We start from the raw sequence: 17504 nt of genomic DNA, 5'->3' as shown, positions 1-17504 counted from the left end.
ACACATCCGCGACAGTCCCCCACCGCTTACTTGCGTAACATGCACACTACCGCCGGGCGCCCACAGTTTGTAGGCCTTAAGGTCCTCGGGACCGTCAGGCTTTCCTCAGGCTTTCCTCAAGATTTGCTCAAGCTTTGGCAGGGTGGTGCTTCTGTTGCGCGGCGAGCAAGCCCTGGTCCATGAGCAGCTCCACTGCGTCAGCCGCTTCGTCCACGAGGAACGGCAGTTCCTTCTTCTCCGCGGTGGAGAAATCCCGGAGGACGTAGTCGGCCGTCTCCATGCGCCCCGGCGGCCGGCCCACCCCTACACGGACGCGCAGGTAGTCCTTGGTAGCAAGCGCCCTGGAGATGTCCCGCAGACCGTTGTGCCCGCCCTCACCGCCACCTATTTTTAACTTGACTGTGTTAAAAGGGATGTCGATCTCATCGTGGACGGCTATGACATGGTCCGGTGCGATGTCGAAAAAATTGCACAGCCCTGCCACGGGACCACCAGAGACGTTCATGTACGTCATGGGCTTCGCGAGCACCACACGGGGACCCCCGATGCCCAGCCGACCCTCCACTACCTGGGCCCTCGCCTTGTGGACCTTAAACCTCCCACCCATGCGGGAAGCCAGTTCGTCCAGCACCATCTGGCCAACATTGTGCCTGTTGTTGCTGTACTCGCTGCCGGGGTTGCCGAGGCCGACAATCAGCCAGGTGTCAGTCATGGTCTCATCCTAGGGAGGGTTCGGTTGATCAGCAGGGATGGTGGGTGGCAAAGAAGAAGTGGCCGGGACCCCCAAGGGTGCCCGGCCACTCAACGGCGTAAACCTCAAGCAGTCAGAAGACTACTCAGCGGCAGCTTCCGTGCTCTCTTCTTCTTCAGCACCAGCAGCTTCAGCGATGCGGACCACCAGGGTGTCGCCTTCGGTGAGCAGGATGGAACCCTTCGGAAGGTCCAGGTCGGAAGCGTGGATGCTCTCGCCGGCCTTGAGGCCGTCGATGTTGACCTCGACGGCGGTGGGAACGTGGGTTGCCTCAGCTTCGAGGGAAACCGTGGTGGCTTCGAGGCTGGCGACAGCACCCGGAGCAACTTCACCGGATACGTGGATGGCGATGTCGACGGTAACCTTCTCGCCAGCCTTCACGGTCTGGAGGTCAACGTGCTCGATGATCTGCTTAACGGGATCGCGCTGGATGTCCTTGACGAGCGTCAGGTGCTGCTCGCCGTCGACGTCGATTGCAAGCAGGGCGTTGGAAACGCGTACTGCCAGCGTGGTGGCGCGGCCCGGCAGGTTGATGTGGATGGGCTCTGCACCGTGGCCGTAGATGACAGCCGGGATCTGGCCGGCCATACGTGCACGGCGGGCGAAACCCTTGCCGAATTCGGTGCGCAGTTCTGCGGTGAGCTTCTGCTCAGACATGTGTACTCCTTGATTACTGTGGCACCCGGAAAATCCGGGCTGGTCTATCAGCAAGGGCGGAGGTCTGGAGACCTTCTACGCCCGGCTGAGATCGGCCGCCGAGCAGCCGTTCCGCCTGTGTTGAAGGAGATGCAGACCCAGTCGATAACGGAGACCCGCAACCCTGGTCCACAAATGCGGACCGGATGTGCTCTCCCTCGCCAAGGTATCCCCAAGAGTTTAGCAGCGGTTCGCGCCCTTTCTGAAAACGGCAAGGAAAACGGGCCACCCGCACGCCCGAAGGCGGCGGATGACCCGCTCAAATTCAGCAGTCCGGCGTTATGCTTTGCCGTCGAACAGGCTGGTGACCGAACCGTCGTCGAACACTTCACGAATGGCGCGGGCAATCAACGGTGCGATCGACAACACCGTCAGTGACGGGAAGCGCTTCTCTGCCGGGATGGGCAGCGTGTTGGTGACCACGACTTCGCGGGCACCGGAATCAGCGAGGCGCTGCGCGGCGGGATCGGAGAAGACCGCGTGCGTGCAGGCAATGATGACGTCCTTGGCCCCGGCGTTCTTCAGGACCTGGACGGCACCGGAGATGGTTCCACCGGTGTCGATCATGTCGTCGATGAGGACGCAGGTGCGGCCTTCAACCTGGCCAACAACAGTCTTGGAGACTGCCTGGTTGGGGACGGTGAGGTCGCGGCTCTTGTGGACGAACGCGAGCGGGGCACCGCCCAGGCGCTCAGCCCACTGCTCGGCAACCCGGACGCGGCCGGTGTCAGGCGAAACAACCGTGATGTTGTCAGCCTCCACCTTGGTGCGGATGTAGTCGGCCAGCAGCGGGATGGCCATCAGGTGGTCAACGGGGCCGTCGAAGAAGCCCTGGATCTGCGAGGTGTGCAGGTCGACGGACATGATGCGGTCCGCGCCGGCAGTCTTGTAAAGGTCGGCAACCAAGCGGGCGGAGATGGGCTCGCGGCCGCGGCCCTTCTTGTCCTGGCGGGAGTAGGGGTAGAACGGGGAAACAACCGTGATCCTCTTGGCAGAGGCGCGCTTGAGGGAGTCAATCATGATCAACTGCTCCATGAGCCAGTTGTTCAGCGGAGCCGGGTGGGCCTGGATGACGAAGGCGTCAGTGCCTCGCACGCTCTCGGCCGAACGGACGTAGATTTCTCCGTTCGCGAAGTCGTAGGCATCGATGGGCAGGAGCTCGGTCTCCAGCTCCTTCGCGATTTCCTGCGCCAGCTCCGGATGCGCCCTTCCGGCGGCGAGAATCAGTTTCTTCTCGCCGTGTGCGGTAATTTCGCTCATGCCTGTTTGCCTTCTTCTATGGTTGCCGGGGATGGTGAAGATGTGGATGCGGATGCCGGCTCCTGCGCGGCCTCGGCCAGTTTTGCGGAGGCAGTGCCCGGCCGGTTGGCTGCTACCCAGCCTTCGGCATTCCGCTGCGCGGCCAGGCTGAGCGCGAGGGCGCCCGCGGGAACATCCTTGCGAATGACCGCGCCGGCGCCACTGTAAGCGCCGTCGCCAACTGTCACAGGTGCCACGAAGACCGTGTTTGAACCCGTGCGGACGCCCGAGCCGATCACCGTGCGGTGCTTCTTCTCGCCGTCGTAGTTGGCGGTGATGTTGCCGCAACCGATGTTGGTGTCTTCGCCGATCTCAGCATCACCGGCGTAGCCCAGGTGGGACAGTTTGGAACCGCGGCCGATGGTGACGTTCTTGGTTTCGTAGAACGCGCCGATCTTGCCGGTCTCGCCCAGGACCGTGCCGGGGCGGAGGTACGTGAACGGCCCAACGCTCGCCTTGGCGCCGATGGTGGAACCCGAACCGTGCGTACGGATCACCTTTGCACCCTCGCCAACCTTGACGTCGGTCAGGGTCGTGTCAGGACCTACGACGGCGTCGCGTGCCACCGTGGTGGATCCGTGCAATTGGGTGTTGGGCAGCAACCGGACGTCTTCATCGAGCGTGACGGTGGAATCGATCCAGGTGGTGGCGGGATCCACCACGGTCACGCCGGCACGCATCCAGGACTCGATGATGCGGCGGTTGTGCTCGGCACCAAGCGCCGACAGCTGGATGCGGTCGTTGGCACCTTCAACCTGCCAGCGGTCCTCAGTCACGACGGCGGCAACCCGGCCGCCTGCGTCACGGGCCAACCCGAGGACGTCGGTCAGGTACATCTCGCCCTGGGCGTTGTCAGTGGTGACTTTCGCCAATGCGGTGCGCAAAACCGCGGCGTCGAATGCGTAGATACCGGAGTTGACCTCGCGGATGGTGCGCTCGGTCTCGCTGGCATCCTTGTGTTCGCGAATACCGGTGACGGTGCCGTCTTCGGCGCGCAGGATCCGGCCGTAGCCGGTTGCGTCGTCCAGCACCGCGGTGAGGACCGTGACGGCGTTGCCCTCGGACTCGTGCGTTGCAACAAGTTCGCCGAGCAGTTGACCGGTCAGCAGCGGGACGTCGCCGTAAGTGACCACCACAGTGCCGGAAAGTTCGGCGTCGGTGTCCAGCGCGTTGAGAGCCACTTCCACTGCGCGGCCCGTGCCGGGAATGTCGTCCTGGTCAACAATGAGTGCTTCCGGATCCAGCCCGGTCACGTGCTCTGCCACGCGGTCACGCTCGTGGCGGACAACCAGGGCCAGCTTCAACGGGTTGATGGCACGAGCGGCGAGGAGAGCGTGGCCCACCATGGAGCGGCCGCCGATTTCGTGGAGGATCTTGGGAGTCCGCGACTTCATGCGCGTTCCGGCACCTGCGGCCAAAACGATCACCGCTGCGGGACCGGTGGTTTCGGGGCTCACGTACTGGCTCTCCTTGCTCGGTATGTCCCGGGTAACCCGGCTTCGGAATGCTGCCATCCAGCAATGGACCCAGGCACCGTGAGAGCCGCTACAGGTACAGAGAAGGAGCGCATTTTCCGACCGTTCCGCCCATAGGATTCGAACCTATACTCCACGGCTCCAAAGGCCGGGGTGCTGCCATTACACCAGAGCGGACCGTGCATGATTCATCCCCCGGATCTTGCGGCCCGGAGGGTTTCCCGGATCACCGGGATGCACACACAAGAATCTAGTTTGCCATGACCAATGCGTGCTTCGCGACTTGACCACCCCGAGGCCACTCCGGGATGCACAATTCCGCCCCCGCAAGACCCGCCCTGCGCCCGTTCCAGCAGTCACTTAGGGCATGATGGACACGTGAGCAACCGCACTGAACTCCCCCGGCCGGCGGCCGCCTCCGAGCCCGCAGAGCACGTCGCCAGCGGCCCGGCAGTGCGCGTACGAATGACGGGGCAGCAGCGGAAATCACAACTCGTCGGTATCGGTCGTGCCCTCTTCGCCGCCCGAGGACTGGATGGCACCACCATCGAGGAAATCGCTGCGGCCGCCGGAGTCTCCAAGCCCGTGATCTACGAACACTTCGGTTCCAAGGAAGGCCTGTACCGCCAGGTTGTGGAGACCGAATTCCGGATCCTCCTGGACTCCATCACCGAGGCCCTCAGCACCGAAGCCAAACCCCGCGTACTGGTCGAACGCGCCGCGTTGGCACTTCTTGGCTACATCGAAGACCGCACCGACGGCTTCCGGATCCTCGTGCGCGACGCCCCGCCTTCACAACCCGAGGGCGCCTTCTCCACGCTGCTCACCCATGTGACGGCCCGGGTGGAACACCTGCTCTCCGACGAATTCGCGCGGCGTGGATTCAGCGCCGCGGACGGAGCCATGTACGCGCAGATGCTCGTGGGAATGGTGGCCATGACAGGCCAGTGGTGGTTGGACAGCCGCACCCCCGACAAACGGGCTGTTGCCGCTCACCTGGTGAACCTGGCCTGGAACGGCCTGACCGGGCTGCAAAAAGAGCCCGGGCTCCGCTCCGAGGGCTAACGCACCCTCTCTCACCTCCCGGCGCCTCCCGGGCATCCCCCGCTCACCTCCCACCTGCTTGAGCCCCACCCTCTCTCACCTCCCGGCGCCTTCCGGGCATCCCCCGCTCACCTCCCAGTGCTTGGTACTTTGTAGGATGTGCTCATGACCGCACCGCAGATCTATGTGAGTTTCCCGGGAACGGCTCGTGACCCGCTTGGTTTCTAGGCGGAGATCTTCGGCGGGGTGGTTTCAGTGGGCGGATCTGACACTTCAAACGGCGAAAAGAGCATCCGCGCCGAAGGAGTCATGCTCTCACTGCTGGGAACAGCCGAACCAGTAGTCCTTCACGAATGGTTCAACAAGCTCGCCGACGGGGGCCGAATCGTGACCCACTTGCGCCGAAACCATGGGGCGCATCAGACGGCCAGGTAGTGGACCGCCACGGCCTGCACTGGCTCATAGGCTACGAACAAGCGCAAAAACCCTCGGGACGTGAGAGAGGGTCCACCCCAAACCCTCGGGACGTGAGAGAGGGTCCACCCCAAACCCTCGGGACGTGAGAGAGGGTCCACCCCAAACCCTAGAGACGTGAGAGACGGCCCACCCCAAACCCTCGGGACGTGAGAGAGGGTCCACCCCAAACCCTCGGGACGTGAGAGACGGCCCACCCCAAACCCTCGGGACGTGAGAGACGGCCCACCCCAAACCCTCGGGACGTGAGAGAGGGTGGTAATCGGCGGCTAAGGACGCATCGCGAAGGAGCAGCACACAGGGGATGTCTGCGGCCGGCCGCGCGCCTTACTCGCCGAGGATTTCGGCGGCCTCCAGCCACTCGAGTTCCAGGCCTTCCTTCTCTTCGAGGAGTTCCTGCAGCTTGGCATTGAGTTCGCCCAAGGCATCGAAGTCACCGGATTCGGACTTGGCTGCCATCTGGGTGTGGAGCTTTTCTTCCTGCTGGGAGATCTTGCCGAGTTGGCGGTCGATCCTGTTGAGATCCTTGCGGGCTTCGCGCTTTTCGGCTTCGCTGGCACCGGCCGGAGCGGCACTCGACGACGTACCACCACTCGCAGAAGTGGGAGCACCTGAGCCGCCGCCAACAGCGCCCGAAGCCAGTGCAGCTTCGCGCAATTCGAGGTACTGGTCCACACCGCCGGGCAGGCCTCGGAGCTTGCCGTCTCCCAGCAGTGCCATTTGGTTGTCGGTGACGCGTTCCAGGAGGTAACGGTCGTGGCTCACCACAACCAAGGTCCCGGGCCAGCCATCCAGGACGTCTTCGACGGCGGCAAGGGTGTCGGTGTCGAGGTCGTTGGTGGGTTCGTCGAGCATCAGGACGTTGGGCTCCCCTACCAGCAGGCGCAGGAGCTGAAGACGACGACGCTCACCGCCTGAGAGGTCGCTGACGGGTGTCCACTGCTTTTCCTTGGTGAATCCCAGTTGCTCCACGAGCTGGCCGGCGGTGAATTCCTTGCCGCCCACGCTGAAGGATCGCTTTTCGCGTTCGATGACCTCAATGACGCGCAGGTCCGAGACTTCGTCGAGCTCTTTGACGTCCTGGGTGAGCACTGCGGTGACAACGGTCTTGCCGCGCTTGACCTTGCCGGAGCTCGGCTGGATTTCTCCGTTCAGCAGCTTCAGGAGCGTGGACTTGCCGGCACCGTTGACGCCCACCAGGCCCAGTCTTTCGCCCGGCGCCAAGCGGAGGGTGATGTTGTCGAAAAGTTTCTGCCCGTCCTCCCCGCCGAGAAAATCGAGGCTCACGTTCTCGAGGTCCAACACGTCCTTGCCCAGGCGCGCGGTGGCCATTTTGCTGAGGGCCACGGAGTCGCGGGGATCGGGTACGTCGGCGATGAGATCGTTGGCAGCTTCGATCCGGAACTTCGGCTTGGCCGTTCGGGCAGGCGCACCACGCCGAAGCCACGCCAGTTCCTTCTTGACGAGCTGCTGCCGTTTACCTTCGACGACGGCGGCCATGCGGTCGCGCTCGGCGCGCGCCAAAACGTAGGCTGCGTACCCGCCGTCGAACATGTCCACCATGGCATCGTGGACTTCCCAGGTGTAGTTGCAGACTTCGTCGAGGAACCAGCGGTCGTGGGTGACCACCAGGAACGCACCCTGGTTGGCGCGCCACCGTGTCTTGAGGTGCCGGGCGAGCCACGCCACGCCTTCGACGTCGAGATGGTTGGTTGGTTCGTCCAACATGATGACGTCGTGGTCTTCGATGAGGAGCTTGGCCAACGCAACACGGCGCTTTTGGCCACCGGATAGGGCATGGACGTTGGCGTGCCAGTCGACGTCGCCCACCAGCCCGCCCATGACTTCGCGGATCTTCGCGTTGGCGGCCCATTCGTGGTCCGCACGGTCGCCGACGATCGCAGCGCCTACTGTGAGGTCGCCGTCGAGAACGTCGCCTTGATCCAGATAGCCGACGTTCACGTCTCCCCGCTTGGTAACACGGCCGGAGTCGGGCGTCGAGCGCAAAGCGAGCAGGCGCATGAGCGTCGATTTACCGTCGCCGTTGCGCCCCACCATGCCGATGCGGTCGCCATCCTCCAAACCGAGGGTGACGCCGTCGAGGACAGTGCGGGTCGCGAACGAAACGGTGAGGTTTTCGCCGCCAAGCAGGTGGGCCAATGGGTACTACTTTCTACTGCTGGAATGCGGGGTACTAAAGGAGGGTATCGGAGATGATCCGTGCACCGGGCACGGGACCGTGAACGGCCAAGGCATTGTGTCCACGGTGGCCCAGCTCTTCTGCAAGGACCGTGGCTGAGACGGAATCCCGGGCAAGCAGGGCGATGGTGGGTCCCGAGCCGGACACCATTCCGGCAAGGGCACCACGCGCCTCACCCAGTCCAATGGTGTCGCGAAGCCGGGGTGCGAGCGTAATGGAGGCCCGCTGCAGGTCGTTGATCAGCACGCGGCTGAGGGTTTCGGGGTCGCCGTTCCGCAAGGCTTGAAGGATGGTGGGGTCAACGTCAACGGGCTCTGGAATCTCGATGCCTTCTGAGTCCCGAAGCCCGTCAAGGGTGCGGAACACGTCAGGGGTGGACAGTCCGTAGTCGGCAAAAACCAGTACCCAATCCATTTGCGCCTTGGCCAGTGCGGGCGAGAGTTTATCTCCCACGCCAAGCCCGACGGCGGTGCCCCCCAGGAGCGAGAACGGCACGTCTGCGCCTAATTCGGCTGCCAAGTGCGCGAGTTCCTCGCGTGAAAGGCCGCTGTTCCAGAGCGCATCGCAGGCCAGCAGTGTGGCGGCAGCGTCTGCAGAGCCACCGCCCATGCCACCGGCCACCGGAACACGCTTGGTGATTTCCAGGTGCACGCCGGTTGGCTTCTCGGACATTTCGGCCATGATGGCCGCAGCCTTGTAGGCGAGATTGCGCTCATCCAAGGGGATGTCCACGCCGTCCAAGTCCAGCGTGCTGTCCGGGCTGATGCTGACGGTAATCCCTTCAGCCTCAGTACTTGTGGCCGCCACTTCCTCGTAGAGGGAGACGGCGAGGTAGACGCTGGCCACCGAATGGTATCCGTCCGGCCGCAACGGTCCTACGCTCAGTGAGACGTTGATCTTGCCCGGGGCTTTGACGCGAACCGTGCGGGCATGAAAGCGATCCCCCACGAACGGGAGGCTGCTTGGCTTGCGGTTACCCGGGTTCATGCGTCCGCGGGGTGGCGGGCTTCGGCGATCTTGACGTAGGCATGAATGTCCAGGACCTCACCGCGCGCCGTGGGGTCAACTCCGGCGGCCACGAGGCACCGCTCAGCTTCGGAGGCGCTCCCTGCCCAACCGGCGAGTGCCGCGCGCAGCGTTTTCCGCCGCTGTGCGAAGGCGGCGTCGATGACAGCGAATACCTGTTCACGAGTGGCGTGCGTTTCCGGCGGGTTATGCCGGGTGAACGCAACCAAGCCTGAATGGATCTTCGGCGCGGGCCAGAAGACGTTCATCCCGATGACGCCGGCCTTGCGCATGTTGCCATACCAGGCCGCCTTGACCGACGGGACACCGTAGATCTTGGAGCCCGGCCTGGCGGCCAGGCGATCCGCAACCTCATCCTGAACCATGACCAAGCCGTGCTGGAGGCTGGGAAAATGTTGCAGCAGGTGAAGCACCACCGGAACGGCCACGTTGTAAGGCAGGTTGGCCACCAATGCGGTGGGCGGCACAGGCAGTTCGGTGACCTTCATAGCGTCCGACAGCACCAGGTGGAAGTTGTCCTCCGCGCCGGGCCGCCATGCGCGTACAGTCGCGGGCAGCTTTTCCGCCAACACGGGGTCGATTTCGACGGCGACCACAGCCTTGGCCGCGTCCAGCAGACCAAGGGTCAGGGAGCCAAGCCCGGGGCCTACCTCCAGCACGGTTTCGTCGTCGCCAATGTTGGCTGCGGCCACGATCCTGCGGATCGTGTTGCCGTCGATCACAAAGTTCTGCCCCAGGGTTTTCGTGGGGCGTACACCGATTTCCTCGGCGAGCCGTCGGATATCTGTGGCGCCCATCAGAGGCGCGACGGCGGCGGGTTCGGAATTCGGTTCAGTCACCTAGGTATCGTATCGCCTGTGCGGGGTCAGGCTGCGTGGGCGCAGCCCCAGTCGCTGAGGCCGTTCTTGGCGTAGAGGCGGTTGGCGATGTCAATTTGCTGGGCCTTGGTGGCAAGGCTGGCGTTGGGAGCGTAGGCTCCACCACCATTGGCAAGCCAGGTGGGGCTGGAGAACTGCAGGCCCCCGTAGTAGCCGTTGCCGGTGTTGATGGACCAGTTTCCGCCCGATTCACACTGGGCAATCCGGTCCCACATGGCCTCGTTCGGAGCACCGGTGGGGCCACTGGCTGCGGGTGCTGCAGTTGCGGCTGCTGCCTGCGGGGCCGGGGTCGGGACGGGGCGGGCTTTGGTGCCGACGCTGATCTTTTCGGTCACCGGCTCGGTGGCGACGTTGCTGGAAACCAGGGTGCGGGAAGCTTCACGGCCGTCCACGAGGACCAGCTTGAACGTCTTGACCAAGGACCCTGCCACGCCTTCCTGGGTCACTTTCTCTTCGCCCTTGAAGAGTTCAGCACTATCACTCTTCACGCTTTCGAACGGTACTTCTTCGGTGGCTTCGGCGGTCTTGCTGGTGTCCACGCGGGAGACCTTAATCACCATGTCCTGGACGATGGGGGCATTGCCCGGCTGGGAGATGCGGTCGTTGGCACCGAGGGTGATTCCAGTGTCCTTGAGCACGGTGGCGACGTCGTCCGCCGTCGTGGTGGTACTGGTGTCCTTGCCGTCAGCTACCACGCTGATGGTCTTGGGAGTGGAGATGGAAACGAAGGAGCCGGTGACTTCCAAGGACGCTTCCTTGGGCTGCGAAATTTCGGAGGAGCTTGCTACACCGAGTTCGCTCACCAAGCCTGCGACGTCGGGGGCCGTAGTGTTCACGGTCTTGCGGGCGCCGTCCAGTTCGATGGACACGGCCTTGGCCAGGTTGACGTTGACTACGGATCCGTTGTCGACCCGCGCATCAAGGGCCGGGGAAACGCGGTCGGCGTCCTTCAACTCGACCTTGGCTGCTTTGACCACCTGGTCAACAGTGCCGCCGAAGGTCTGGATGGAGCTCACTTTGCCGTCCACATTGAGGGTGACGGTCTTGTTGTTGCCGACAAAAGCGACGACACCAACCACCAGCGCTGCAACCACCAGCAACTGGGTACCTACTTTGAGGAAACTGAACTTGCCATCCGTTGTGAAGAACTTGATCACGATCGCCCATTACTCTCAGACCATCCGGGCACGGGGAAAAGCGCAAAAGTAATGCCGACCGCAAAAACGGAGGGCCAGGCAAAAAGCCTGGTCCTACACTTGCTGCCGGCATCTGCGCCGCCACAAAACATTCAACTTATTGCTCCGGAATCAACCGGAGCCGTTGTCCGAAGGCCTTCCCCGACCCCGGCTATTTGTTTAACACAGTAACCGATCCGTTATAAACGAACCAAGAATCGTGCATACCGGGTATCCAGACCGTGGACCCGCTTCCTTGTCAAAGAAGGCAGTTTAGGCCCATGAACCGTAGGCATTGAGGGTGTTTTCGGCTAACCGCGAACAAAGCCCGGCCAAGTCATCTCCTGTCACGTCAGCCATGGATCGGACTGTGTATGGAACCATGTAGCTCGCATTCGGCCTCCCACGGTGGGGATGCGGCGTGAGGAACGGCGCATCGGTTTCCACCAGAATCCTGCCAGGTTCGGCAATAGCCAGGGCTGCGCGGAGATTCCCGGCGTTCTTGAACGTCATGGTGCCGGCGAAGGACATGTACCAGCCGTTCTCGTTGCAGATCCGGGCCAGTTCCTCGTCCCCGGAGAAGCAGTGAAACACCACACGATCCGGCGCGCCTTCCTCCCGGAGGACCTGCACTACGTCGTCGTGGGCATCGCGGTCGTGAATCTGCAGTGTCAAACCGAGCCTCTTGGCGATGTCGATGTGTCGCCGGAAGGAGTACCGCTGATGCGCCAGTCCCTCACCGTGGGTTCGGAAGAAGTCCAGCCCGGTCTCCCCGATGGCCCGGATCCGCGGGTGGCCGGCCAGCGCTTCAATCTCGGCGAGCGCCGATTCGAGCTCACCACGGGCCGCGTATTCGGGAGCATCGTTCGGGTGAATTGCCACGGCACCGAGGAGCCGGGGATCAGCTTCCACCGCTTGCACCGTGAATCGCGACGATTCGAGGTCGCAGCCCACTTGAACGGCGCCCTGCACACCAACGGCTTCCGCTGAGTCCATCGCGTCCCGGACCGAGACCTCAATCAAGCCGTGCCTGAAGTCCAGATGCGTGTGATTGTCCATCACGGGAACGGGCAGGGGTTCGGGCGCTGGCGGGTACTCCCGGCGTGAGTCTTTTTCGTCTGCTGCGTCGGAAGGCGCCCGGTAAGGTGCCGGAGCGAGGGAATTGCACATGCTTCCACCTTAATCGGACTGCGGTCCTCCTTGGGCGCCCAGGAGGAGCGAGCCATGAATTCCCTTTGGCACATAAATTCCGGAGCACTATGTTAGCGCGGGCCAATGTCTGGGTAGTCTGGAACGGACAAGCGGCCAACACCAGCAGCACTCAGCGAAGACAGCTGCTGCGGAGGCCACGGCTGAAGGGCAATCCATGGAGTCCAAGCGACAAGTCACCGTTGAACCTTCTCCTGTTCAGGGCGAGGCTTACAGTCCCCTGCCGCGTGACGGCGCAGGGCTCAACGGGCACAGGCCGCACGTCATGGACGCGGAACGGTTCCACGATGCCAGCGAGCGCATCCTTGGTTCCATCAACAAAGTCATCGATGGAAAAGCAGACGCCGCCAAGCTCGCCCTCACTGTGCTGCTGGCCCAAGGTCATCTTCTGCTGGAGGATGTGCCGGGGGTGGGCAAGACCCTGCTCGCGAAGACACTGGCCCGCACTGTGGACTGCACGGTGTCCCGCATCCAATTCACCCCGGACCTGCTCCCTTCCGACGTCACCGGGGTGTCCATCTACAACCAGTCGTCCCGACAGTTCGAGTTCCGGCCGGGTGCCGTGTTCGCAAACATCGTAATCGGCGACGAAATCAACCGCGCTTCGGCCAAAACCCAGTCCGCCTTGCTTGAGTGCATGGAAGAGCACCAGGTGACTGTGGACGGCCATTCGTATCAGCTGGGATTGCCTTTCATGGTGGTAGCCACACAGAACCCCATCGAAATGGAAGGCACATACCCGCTACCGGAGGCACAACGTGACCGCTTTATGGCCAGGATCTCCATGGGGTACCCGGACAAGGATGCAGAGATCGAAATGCTGGAGACGCACCAGGCGTCCTCGCCCCTGATTAAGGTGACTCCCGTGGTCACGGCAGCCGAGGTGGCAGCCATGATCGCCACCGTCCAGCAGGTTTATGTCTCCACTGCCATCAAGGAGTACACCGTGGCCATTGGACGGGCGACCCGCGACAGTGCCCGGCTCCGCCTTGGTGCCAGCCCACGGTCCTTGCTGCAACTGCTCCGTGCCGCCAAGGCCACGGCGGCACTGGATGGCCGCGATTTTGTCCTGCCCGACGACGTCGTGGACGTGGCCGAATCAGTGCTCGCCCACCGCATCATCCTGGACCGTAAAGCTGCGAGCTCGGGCGATACGCCGCAGAGCATTCTCCGGGGCATCTTCGCTGCCCTGCCCGTAGTCCAGGAACCGCCCGGCGCGTGGCGCAGGGACAGGCACAGCGTTTAGGAGAGATGCCGGTATGGCGCTCATGGATCGGCTTCCCAAGCACCTGTTCACCAACCGTGGCTGGGGGCTTCTGGCCGCCGGAGCCCTTTCTCTGGGGTGCGCCTATGTCATGGGCAGGCGCGATCTCCTGACGCTGGCGGTCCTGTTGATTCTCCTTCCCTTGGTGGCGCTTGCCGGCGTTCGGGTGCTCAAACCCAAGTTCCAGGTGTACCGGGAGTTCAATCCGTCCACGGTGGAGACGTCCGGCACCACAACCGTTCGCCTCGCTGTTGCCCGGTCGTCATATTCCACGGGGCACGTCATCATGGAAGAACAGTTGCCGCCCCGCTTCGGCGAGCCTCCGGCTTTCCGCTTTCCTGCCCGATCAGCTTCCGGCGGGACCAGCCGCTACGAATATCACCTGCGCTCGGGCAAACGGGGACAGTTCAGGATTGGTCCGGTCACTGCCGAGTTCAGTGACCCGTTCGGCTTGTCACTGCGGCGGCATGCAATTGACGACGGCGACATCCTCACCGTGACCCCTGCCGCCGTCGAACTTCCCGTCACGGGCCTGGCCGGCGCGAGGGGCAACGATGGAGTGACGGCGACCCGTATCCGGGCCAATCCCAGTGACGACGACATCATGACCCGTGAGTACAGGCACGGTGATCCCATGCGCCGCGTTCACTGGGCGGCTACTGCCCGCCATGGCCAGCTCATGGTGCGTCAGGAGGAGTCGGTGACCACCCCGGAGGCCACACTCATCCTTGACCAGAGATTCACCGCCTTTGCCGCCGGAACCGGTTCTGTCTTCGGGAGCCATGACGAGGACTCGGACCTTGTCACCAGTACGAACTTCGAGTGGATGGTCACGGCGGCGATGTCCATTACCGCGCACTTGGCGGAACGGAACTATTCGCTGCGGCTCCTCGACGCATTTGGCAGCCCTGCGTTCCATCGTTCGCGGTCGGCGCCGGATCCGGAGGCGGAGGAGTTCGCGGGTGTCGGCGGCCTTCAGGCCATCGCAGAAAGTCTTGCGGCACTGGAGCTAAGCGGCCCGAGGCACACCAGGCTGGAGCACCACAGGACCGAGCACAGCTCCGAACATCAGGAGGGCTCCCCCGGCCTGGCAAGCACGGAGAATGCCGATTCTCCTTTCAACGACCGTCTCATGGACAAACTCTCAGCACACCGGTTGCGCGGTCCACTGCTTGCCTTGGTGGGCAACCTGACGCTTGCCGAGGCAAGGACACTTGCCCCGGCGGCCGGATATGGTGCCAACGCCTTTGCCTTGGTAATGACCGATGCCTCACGGACAAATGACGACGTACTTGAGATCTTGCGCCTTGCTGGTTGGAAGGCAGCAGCTGTGACATCGAAGACGCAGTTGACGGCTGCCTGGTCAGCCTTCGATGCCGGCGGCATCGTAGCAGCCGCCGATGCGGCCATGGATGTCCGGCGTGGGGCGGCGGTGCCGCGATGACTGCTACATCCCACCAAGGCTCCCCCAGCGCTCCAACCCAACCGGGCGGAACGGCCAGCACGCCTGCGTCCGGCAAGCGGCCCCGGCCGCAGGTCCCCGGTCCAGGGCCCTATCCATGGGCCATGGCCGGTTCTGTGGCGGTGGCTGTCCTTGGTGCTGGACTGTCCTTGAACGGTGTCCTCAGGGGCTGGGCCTGGTTCATGCCGCTGATCACCACGGTGGTAGTGGTCGCACTGGCGCTTGCTGTCCTCCGGGCACTCCGGGCCCAGCCGCTGGTGGCCACTTTGGGCTCCTTTGCCGCGTTGGCGGCTGTGCTCAGTTTCATCTTCTGCCGCAAGGAGAGCCTGGCGGGGTTCATCCCCACCACCGAAACCTTCACCGCCGTCGGACGCCTTGTTAAGCGGGCCGCCGAGACAGTGGTGTCCGAAAGCGCGCCAGTGGCACCCAACGCCGGGATCGTCTTCGTCATGTGTGCTTGCCTTGGGCTCCTGGTGATCCTCATCGATGCCCTGGCCGTTCCGCTTTCCATGCCTGCGGCCAGCGGCATCGGCCTGCTGGCGGTCATGGTGGTTCCGGCCACCATCAAACCGCAGAGCGTGGGGGTAGCCGGATTCATCGGCGCGGCCGTGGGCTACCTGCTCATCCTCGGGTGCAGCCACTGGTTCGCCCCCGATGCCAGGCTCCAGTCCGGTTCGGGGCGCGGCGCCGGCCAGTTTAAGCGATCAGTTGTCACTGGTGGCTTGGCGCTGGCATTGACCATGACCGTGCCCTTGGCTATACCCGGTTTCGAGACCGGCACCTTTCCGCAGGGCTCAAGGCTCAGCCCTTGGGGCATCTCCAATGGGCTCAACCCTATGATCACCCTGGGCAACAGCCTCAGGAGTCCTACCGGTTCGGGCCGCATCACGTATGCCACGAGCGCCGACGCACCCGTGTATTTGAGGTCAGTCACCGTTGACCATTTCGACGGCGAAACCTGGGCTCCGGATGATCGTGCAGCCGAGCGCCGCGTAGGTGCGGACAGGATCGAGACCGGGTACGCCGTCAGGGGCGAGGTGGTCAACGCCGTGACATCGGTCAACGCAGGCCTGTTCACCAGCCCTTACCTCCCTGCCCCGTATGCTCCGGCTTCCGTGAACGGCCTCAACGGACGCTGGACCTGGGATCCGGCTACTTTGAGCATCATGAGCACGGAGTCCACCACCCGCGCGCAACGGTACGTCGTCTTCTCCGCAGCCCCCAAGATCACATCAGAATCCCTGTCCCAAGCCACTTCCGTCCCGCAGGGCATTTCAGATGACTTCCTGAGGATCCCGGGCAACCTTCCAGACATTGTGCGACAAACAGCCGATACCGTCACAGCATCCGCGGGCAGCAAGTACGCCAAGGCGCTCGCCCTCCAGAAGTACCTGCGTTCCGGCGAGTTCACGTATTCCCTGCAGGCTCCCGTGCAGAACGGCTATGACGGCAACGGGCTCTCGGTCCTGGCTGACTTCCTTGCCGTCAAGAGCGGCTACTGTGTTCATTTCTCCTCAGCCATGGCCGTCATGGCGCGGGCCGAAGGCATTCCGAGCCGCATCGCCGTAGGCTACGCTCCGGGCCGGCTCACGGGTGAGTCGGTGGCGCTGGTGGGCCAGGGTTCCTTCCCTGAGTACGAGGTTGACGCCCGGGATGCCCATGCGTGGCCCGAGCTGTACTTCGAGGGCCTGGGCTGGGTCCCCTTCGAGCCGACACCGTCCCGTGGCGTCCCTCCCGAGTACGCGATGGAAAGTTCAGTACCCGGGAACCTCAGCACCAACGCGGATGAGAAGGACGTCCTCACTACCCCTGCACCGCCGGCGGCAGCGCCGATACCGATACCCGGAGTGGAGACTCCCGCCGGAGGGTCGGCCACCGCTAACCCGCTTCCCACGATCGGCGCGGCAGCGGCCGGGGTACTGCTGCTTGCTGGATTCCTATGGTCACCGAGGCTGAGCCGGACGGTCCTCCGGCGGCGTCGACTGAACCGAAAGCCTCCGGATGATGCCGACGTCCCGGGCTATAAGGATCCCGCCCCTGAACTCGCGTGGGCGGAATTGCAGGACCTGGCCACCGATTACGGTGTGCCTTCAACGCCCAGCGAAACGCCCAGGCATTTCTCCGCCCGGCTGCGTTCCAGCACCGCACTGGGTGATACGGGGGGACTCGACGACGCCGCACATACAGCAGTCGCATCCCTCACCTCGGACTTCGAACGGCAACGCTACGGTCGCCCGGCGGCGGCAGCGCCGGCAGCGGCCGGCCGCATCGCCGTCGTCCGTGAGGCGTTGCGAAACAACGCCCGCTGGTTGGTGCGCTTCCGCGCCGACTGGCTGCCGCCGTCGATGATGCAGCGTTGGGTCCATGCGCTCGGCGCACCGTTCCGGGCAGTGGGAAGGCTGGGCAAGGCCATGGGCCGGGCGGTTGCCCGGTGGTGGCACCGGCTCAGGGGTCTGCTCCCCCAGCGCCGCTAGGTTCACTCGCGCTACAGACAGTCGCTCCATAGACAGCAAGGGGCCCGGCCCCGGAACTTGTGGTTCCGGGGCCGGGC

The 17504-nt window shown here is 63.7% G+C and carries 13 protein-coding genes, 1 tRNA gene and 1 pseudogene; 5 read left to right on the top strand and 10 right to left on the bottom strand.

Annotated elements, in window-relative coordinates:
• Nucleotides 1-127 precede the first annotated feature (127 nt).
• The 5 genes from pth to A477_RS0112285 all read right to left on the bottom strand — a co-directional run bounded on the left by pth (nucleotide 128) and on the right by A477_RS0112285 (nucleotide 4398).
• Nucleotides 128-712, bottom strand: coding sequence for an aminoacyl-tRNA hydrolase (gene pth / locus A477_RS0112305; RefSeq protein WP_017199291.1), 585 nt, complete (start codon nucleotides 710-712; stop codon nucleotides 128-130).
• 120 nt (nucleotides 713-832) lie between these two features.
• The gene (locus A477_RS0112300; protein WP_017199290.1) at nucleotides 833-1408 is read right to left on the bottom strand and encodes a 50S ribosomal protein L25/general stress protein Ctc; all 576 of its coding nucleotides are present in this window, start codon (nucleotides 1406-1408) and stop codon (nucleotides 833-835) included.
• 318 nt (nucleotides 1409-1726) lie between these two features.
• On the bottom strand, nucleotides 1727-2707 hold the full coding sequence (locus A477_RS0112295; RefSeq protein WP_011774071.1) for a ribose-phosphate diphosphokinase: 981 nt from the start codon (nucleotides 2705-2707) through the stop codon (nucleotides 1727-1729).
• Nucleotides 2704-4203, bottom strand: coding sequence for a bifunctional UDP-N-acetylglucosamine diphosphorylase/glucosamine-1-phosphate N-acetyltransferase GlmU (gene glmU / locus A477_RS0112290; RefSeq protein WP_026005576.1), 1500 nt, complete (start codon nucleotides 4201-4203; stop codon nucleotides 2704-2706). The genes A477_RS0112295 and glmU overlap by 4 nt, the downstream gene beginning before the upstream one ends.
• Before the next feature lie 123 nt (nucleotides 4204-4326).
• A tRNA-Gln gene (locus tag A477_RS0112285) sits at nucleotides 4327-4398 on the bottom strand.
• Between the two features lie 288 nt (nucleotides 4399-4686).
• On the opposite strand from A477_RS0112285, the gene A477_RS0112280 reads away from it, so the two are divergent.
• Both A477_RS0112280 and A477_RS22295 read left to right on the top strand, forming a co-directional pair.
• Nucleotides 4687-5286, top strand: a complete 600-nt coding sequence (locus tag A477_RS0112280; RefSeq protein WP_026005575.1) for a TetR/AcrR family transcriptional regulator — start codon at nucleotides 4687-4689, stop codon at nucleotides 5284-5286.
• A gap of 144 nt (nucleotides 5287-5430) precedes the next feature.
• Nucleotides 5431-5828, top strand: a pseudogene (locus A477_RS22295) (VOC family protein).
• A gap of 238 nt (nucleotides 5829-6066) precedes the next feature.
• Here the strand turns inward: A477_RS22295 and A477_RS0112270 are convergent.
• The 5 genes from A477_RS0112270 to A477_RS0112250 form a co-directional block, all read right to left on the bottom strand.
• Nucleotides 6067-7899 carry an ABC-F family ATP-binding cassette domain-containing protein gene (locus A477_RS0112270; RefSeq protein ID WP_017199287.1) on the bottom strand — a complete coding sequence of 611 codons (1833 nt, stop codon included), beginning with the start codon at nucleotides 7897-7899 and terminating at the stop codon, nucleotides 6067-6069.
• Nucleotides 7900-7933: 34 nt separating this feature from the next.
• On the bottom strand, nucleotides 7934-8926 hold the full coding sequence (locus A477_RS0112265) for a 4-(cytidine 5'-diphospho)-2-C-methyl-D-erythritol kinase (protein WP_017199286.1): 993 nt from the start codon (nucleotides 8924-8926) through the stop codon (nucleotides 7934-7936).
• Nucleotides 8923-9804, bottom strand: a complete 882-nt coding sequence (gene rsmA, locus A477_RS0112260; protein WP_017199285.1) for a 16S rRNA (adenine(1518)-N(6)/adenine(1519)-N(6))-dimethyltransferase RsmA — start codon at nucleotides 9802-9804, stop codon at nucleotides 8923-8925. Before rsmA ends, A477_RS0112265 begins: the two co-directional genes overlap by 4 nt.
• Nucleotides 9805-9830: 26 nt before the next feature.
• On the bottom strand, nucleotides 9831-11000 hold the full coding sequence (locus A477_RS0112255; protein WP_017199284.1) for a resuscitation-promoting factor: 1170 nt from the start codon (nucleotides 10998-11000) through the stop codon (nucleotides 9831-9833).
• 291 nt (nucleotides 11001-11291) lie between these two features.
• The gene (locus A477_RS0112250; RefSeq protein WP_017199283.1) at nucleotides 11292-12188 is read right to left on the bottom strand and encodes a TatD family hydrolase; all 897 of its coding nucleotides are present in this window, start codon (nucleotides 12186-12188) and stop codon (nucleotides 11292-11294) included.
• 196 nt (nucleotides 12189-12384) lie between these two features.
• On the opposite strand from A477_RS0112250, the gene A477_RS0112245 reads away from it, so the two are divergent.
• Genes A477_RS0112245 through A477_RS0112235 form a run of 3 tightly spaced genes read left to right on the top strand, consistent with a single transcriptional unit; the run spans nucleotide 12385 to nucleotide 17427 of the window.
• The gene (locus tag A477_RS0112245; protein WP_017199282.1) at nucleotides 12385-13473 is read left to right on the top strand and encodes an AAA family ATPase; all 1089 of its coding nucleotides are present in this window, start codon (nucleotides 12385-12387) and stop codon (nucleotides 13471-13473) included.
• 13 nt (nucleotides 13474-13486) lie between these two features.
• Nucleotides 13487-14935 carry a DUF58 domain-containing protein gene (locus tag A477_RS0112240; RefSeq protein ID WP_017199281.1) on the top strand — a complete coding sequence of 483 codons (1449 nt, stop codon included), beginning with the start codon at nucleotides 13487-13489 and terminating at the stop codon, nucleotides 14933-14935.
• Nucleotides 14932-17427 (top strand): transglutaminaseTgpA domain-containing protein, encoded by a 2496-nt coding sequence (locus tag A477_RS0112235; RefSeq protein ID WP_017199280.1) that lies wholly within the window; start codon nucleotides 14932-14934, stop codon nucleotides 17425-17427. Before A477_RS0112240 ends, A477_RS0112235 begins: the two co-directional genes overlap by 4 nt.
• Nucleotides 17428-17504 lie beyond the last annotated feature (77 nt).

Source organism: Arthrobacter sp. M2012083 (genome assembly GCF_000281065.1).
Lineage (GTDB): Bacteria > Actinomycetota > Actinomycetes > Actinomycetales > Micrococcaceae > Arthrobacter.
This window is presented reverse-complemented; position numbering and strand designations above follow the sequence as displayed.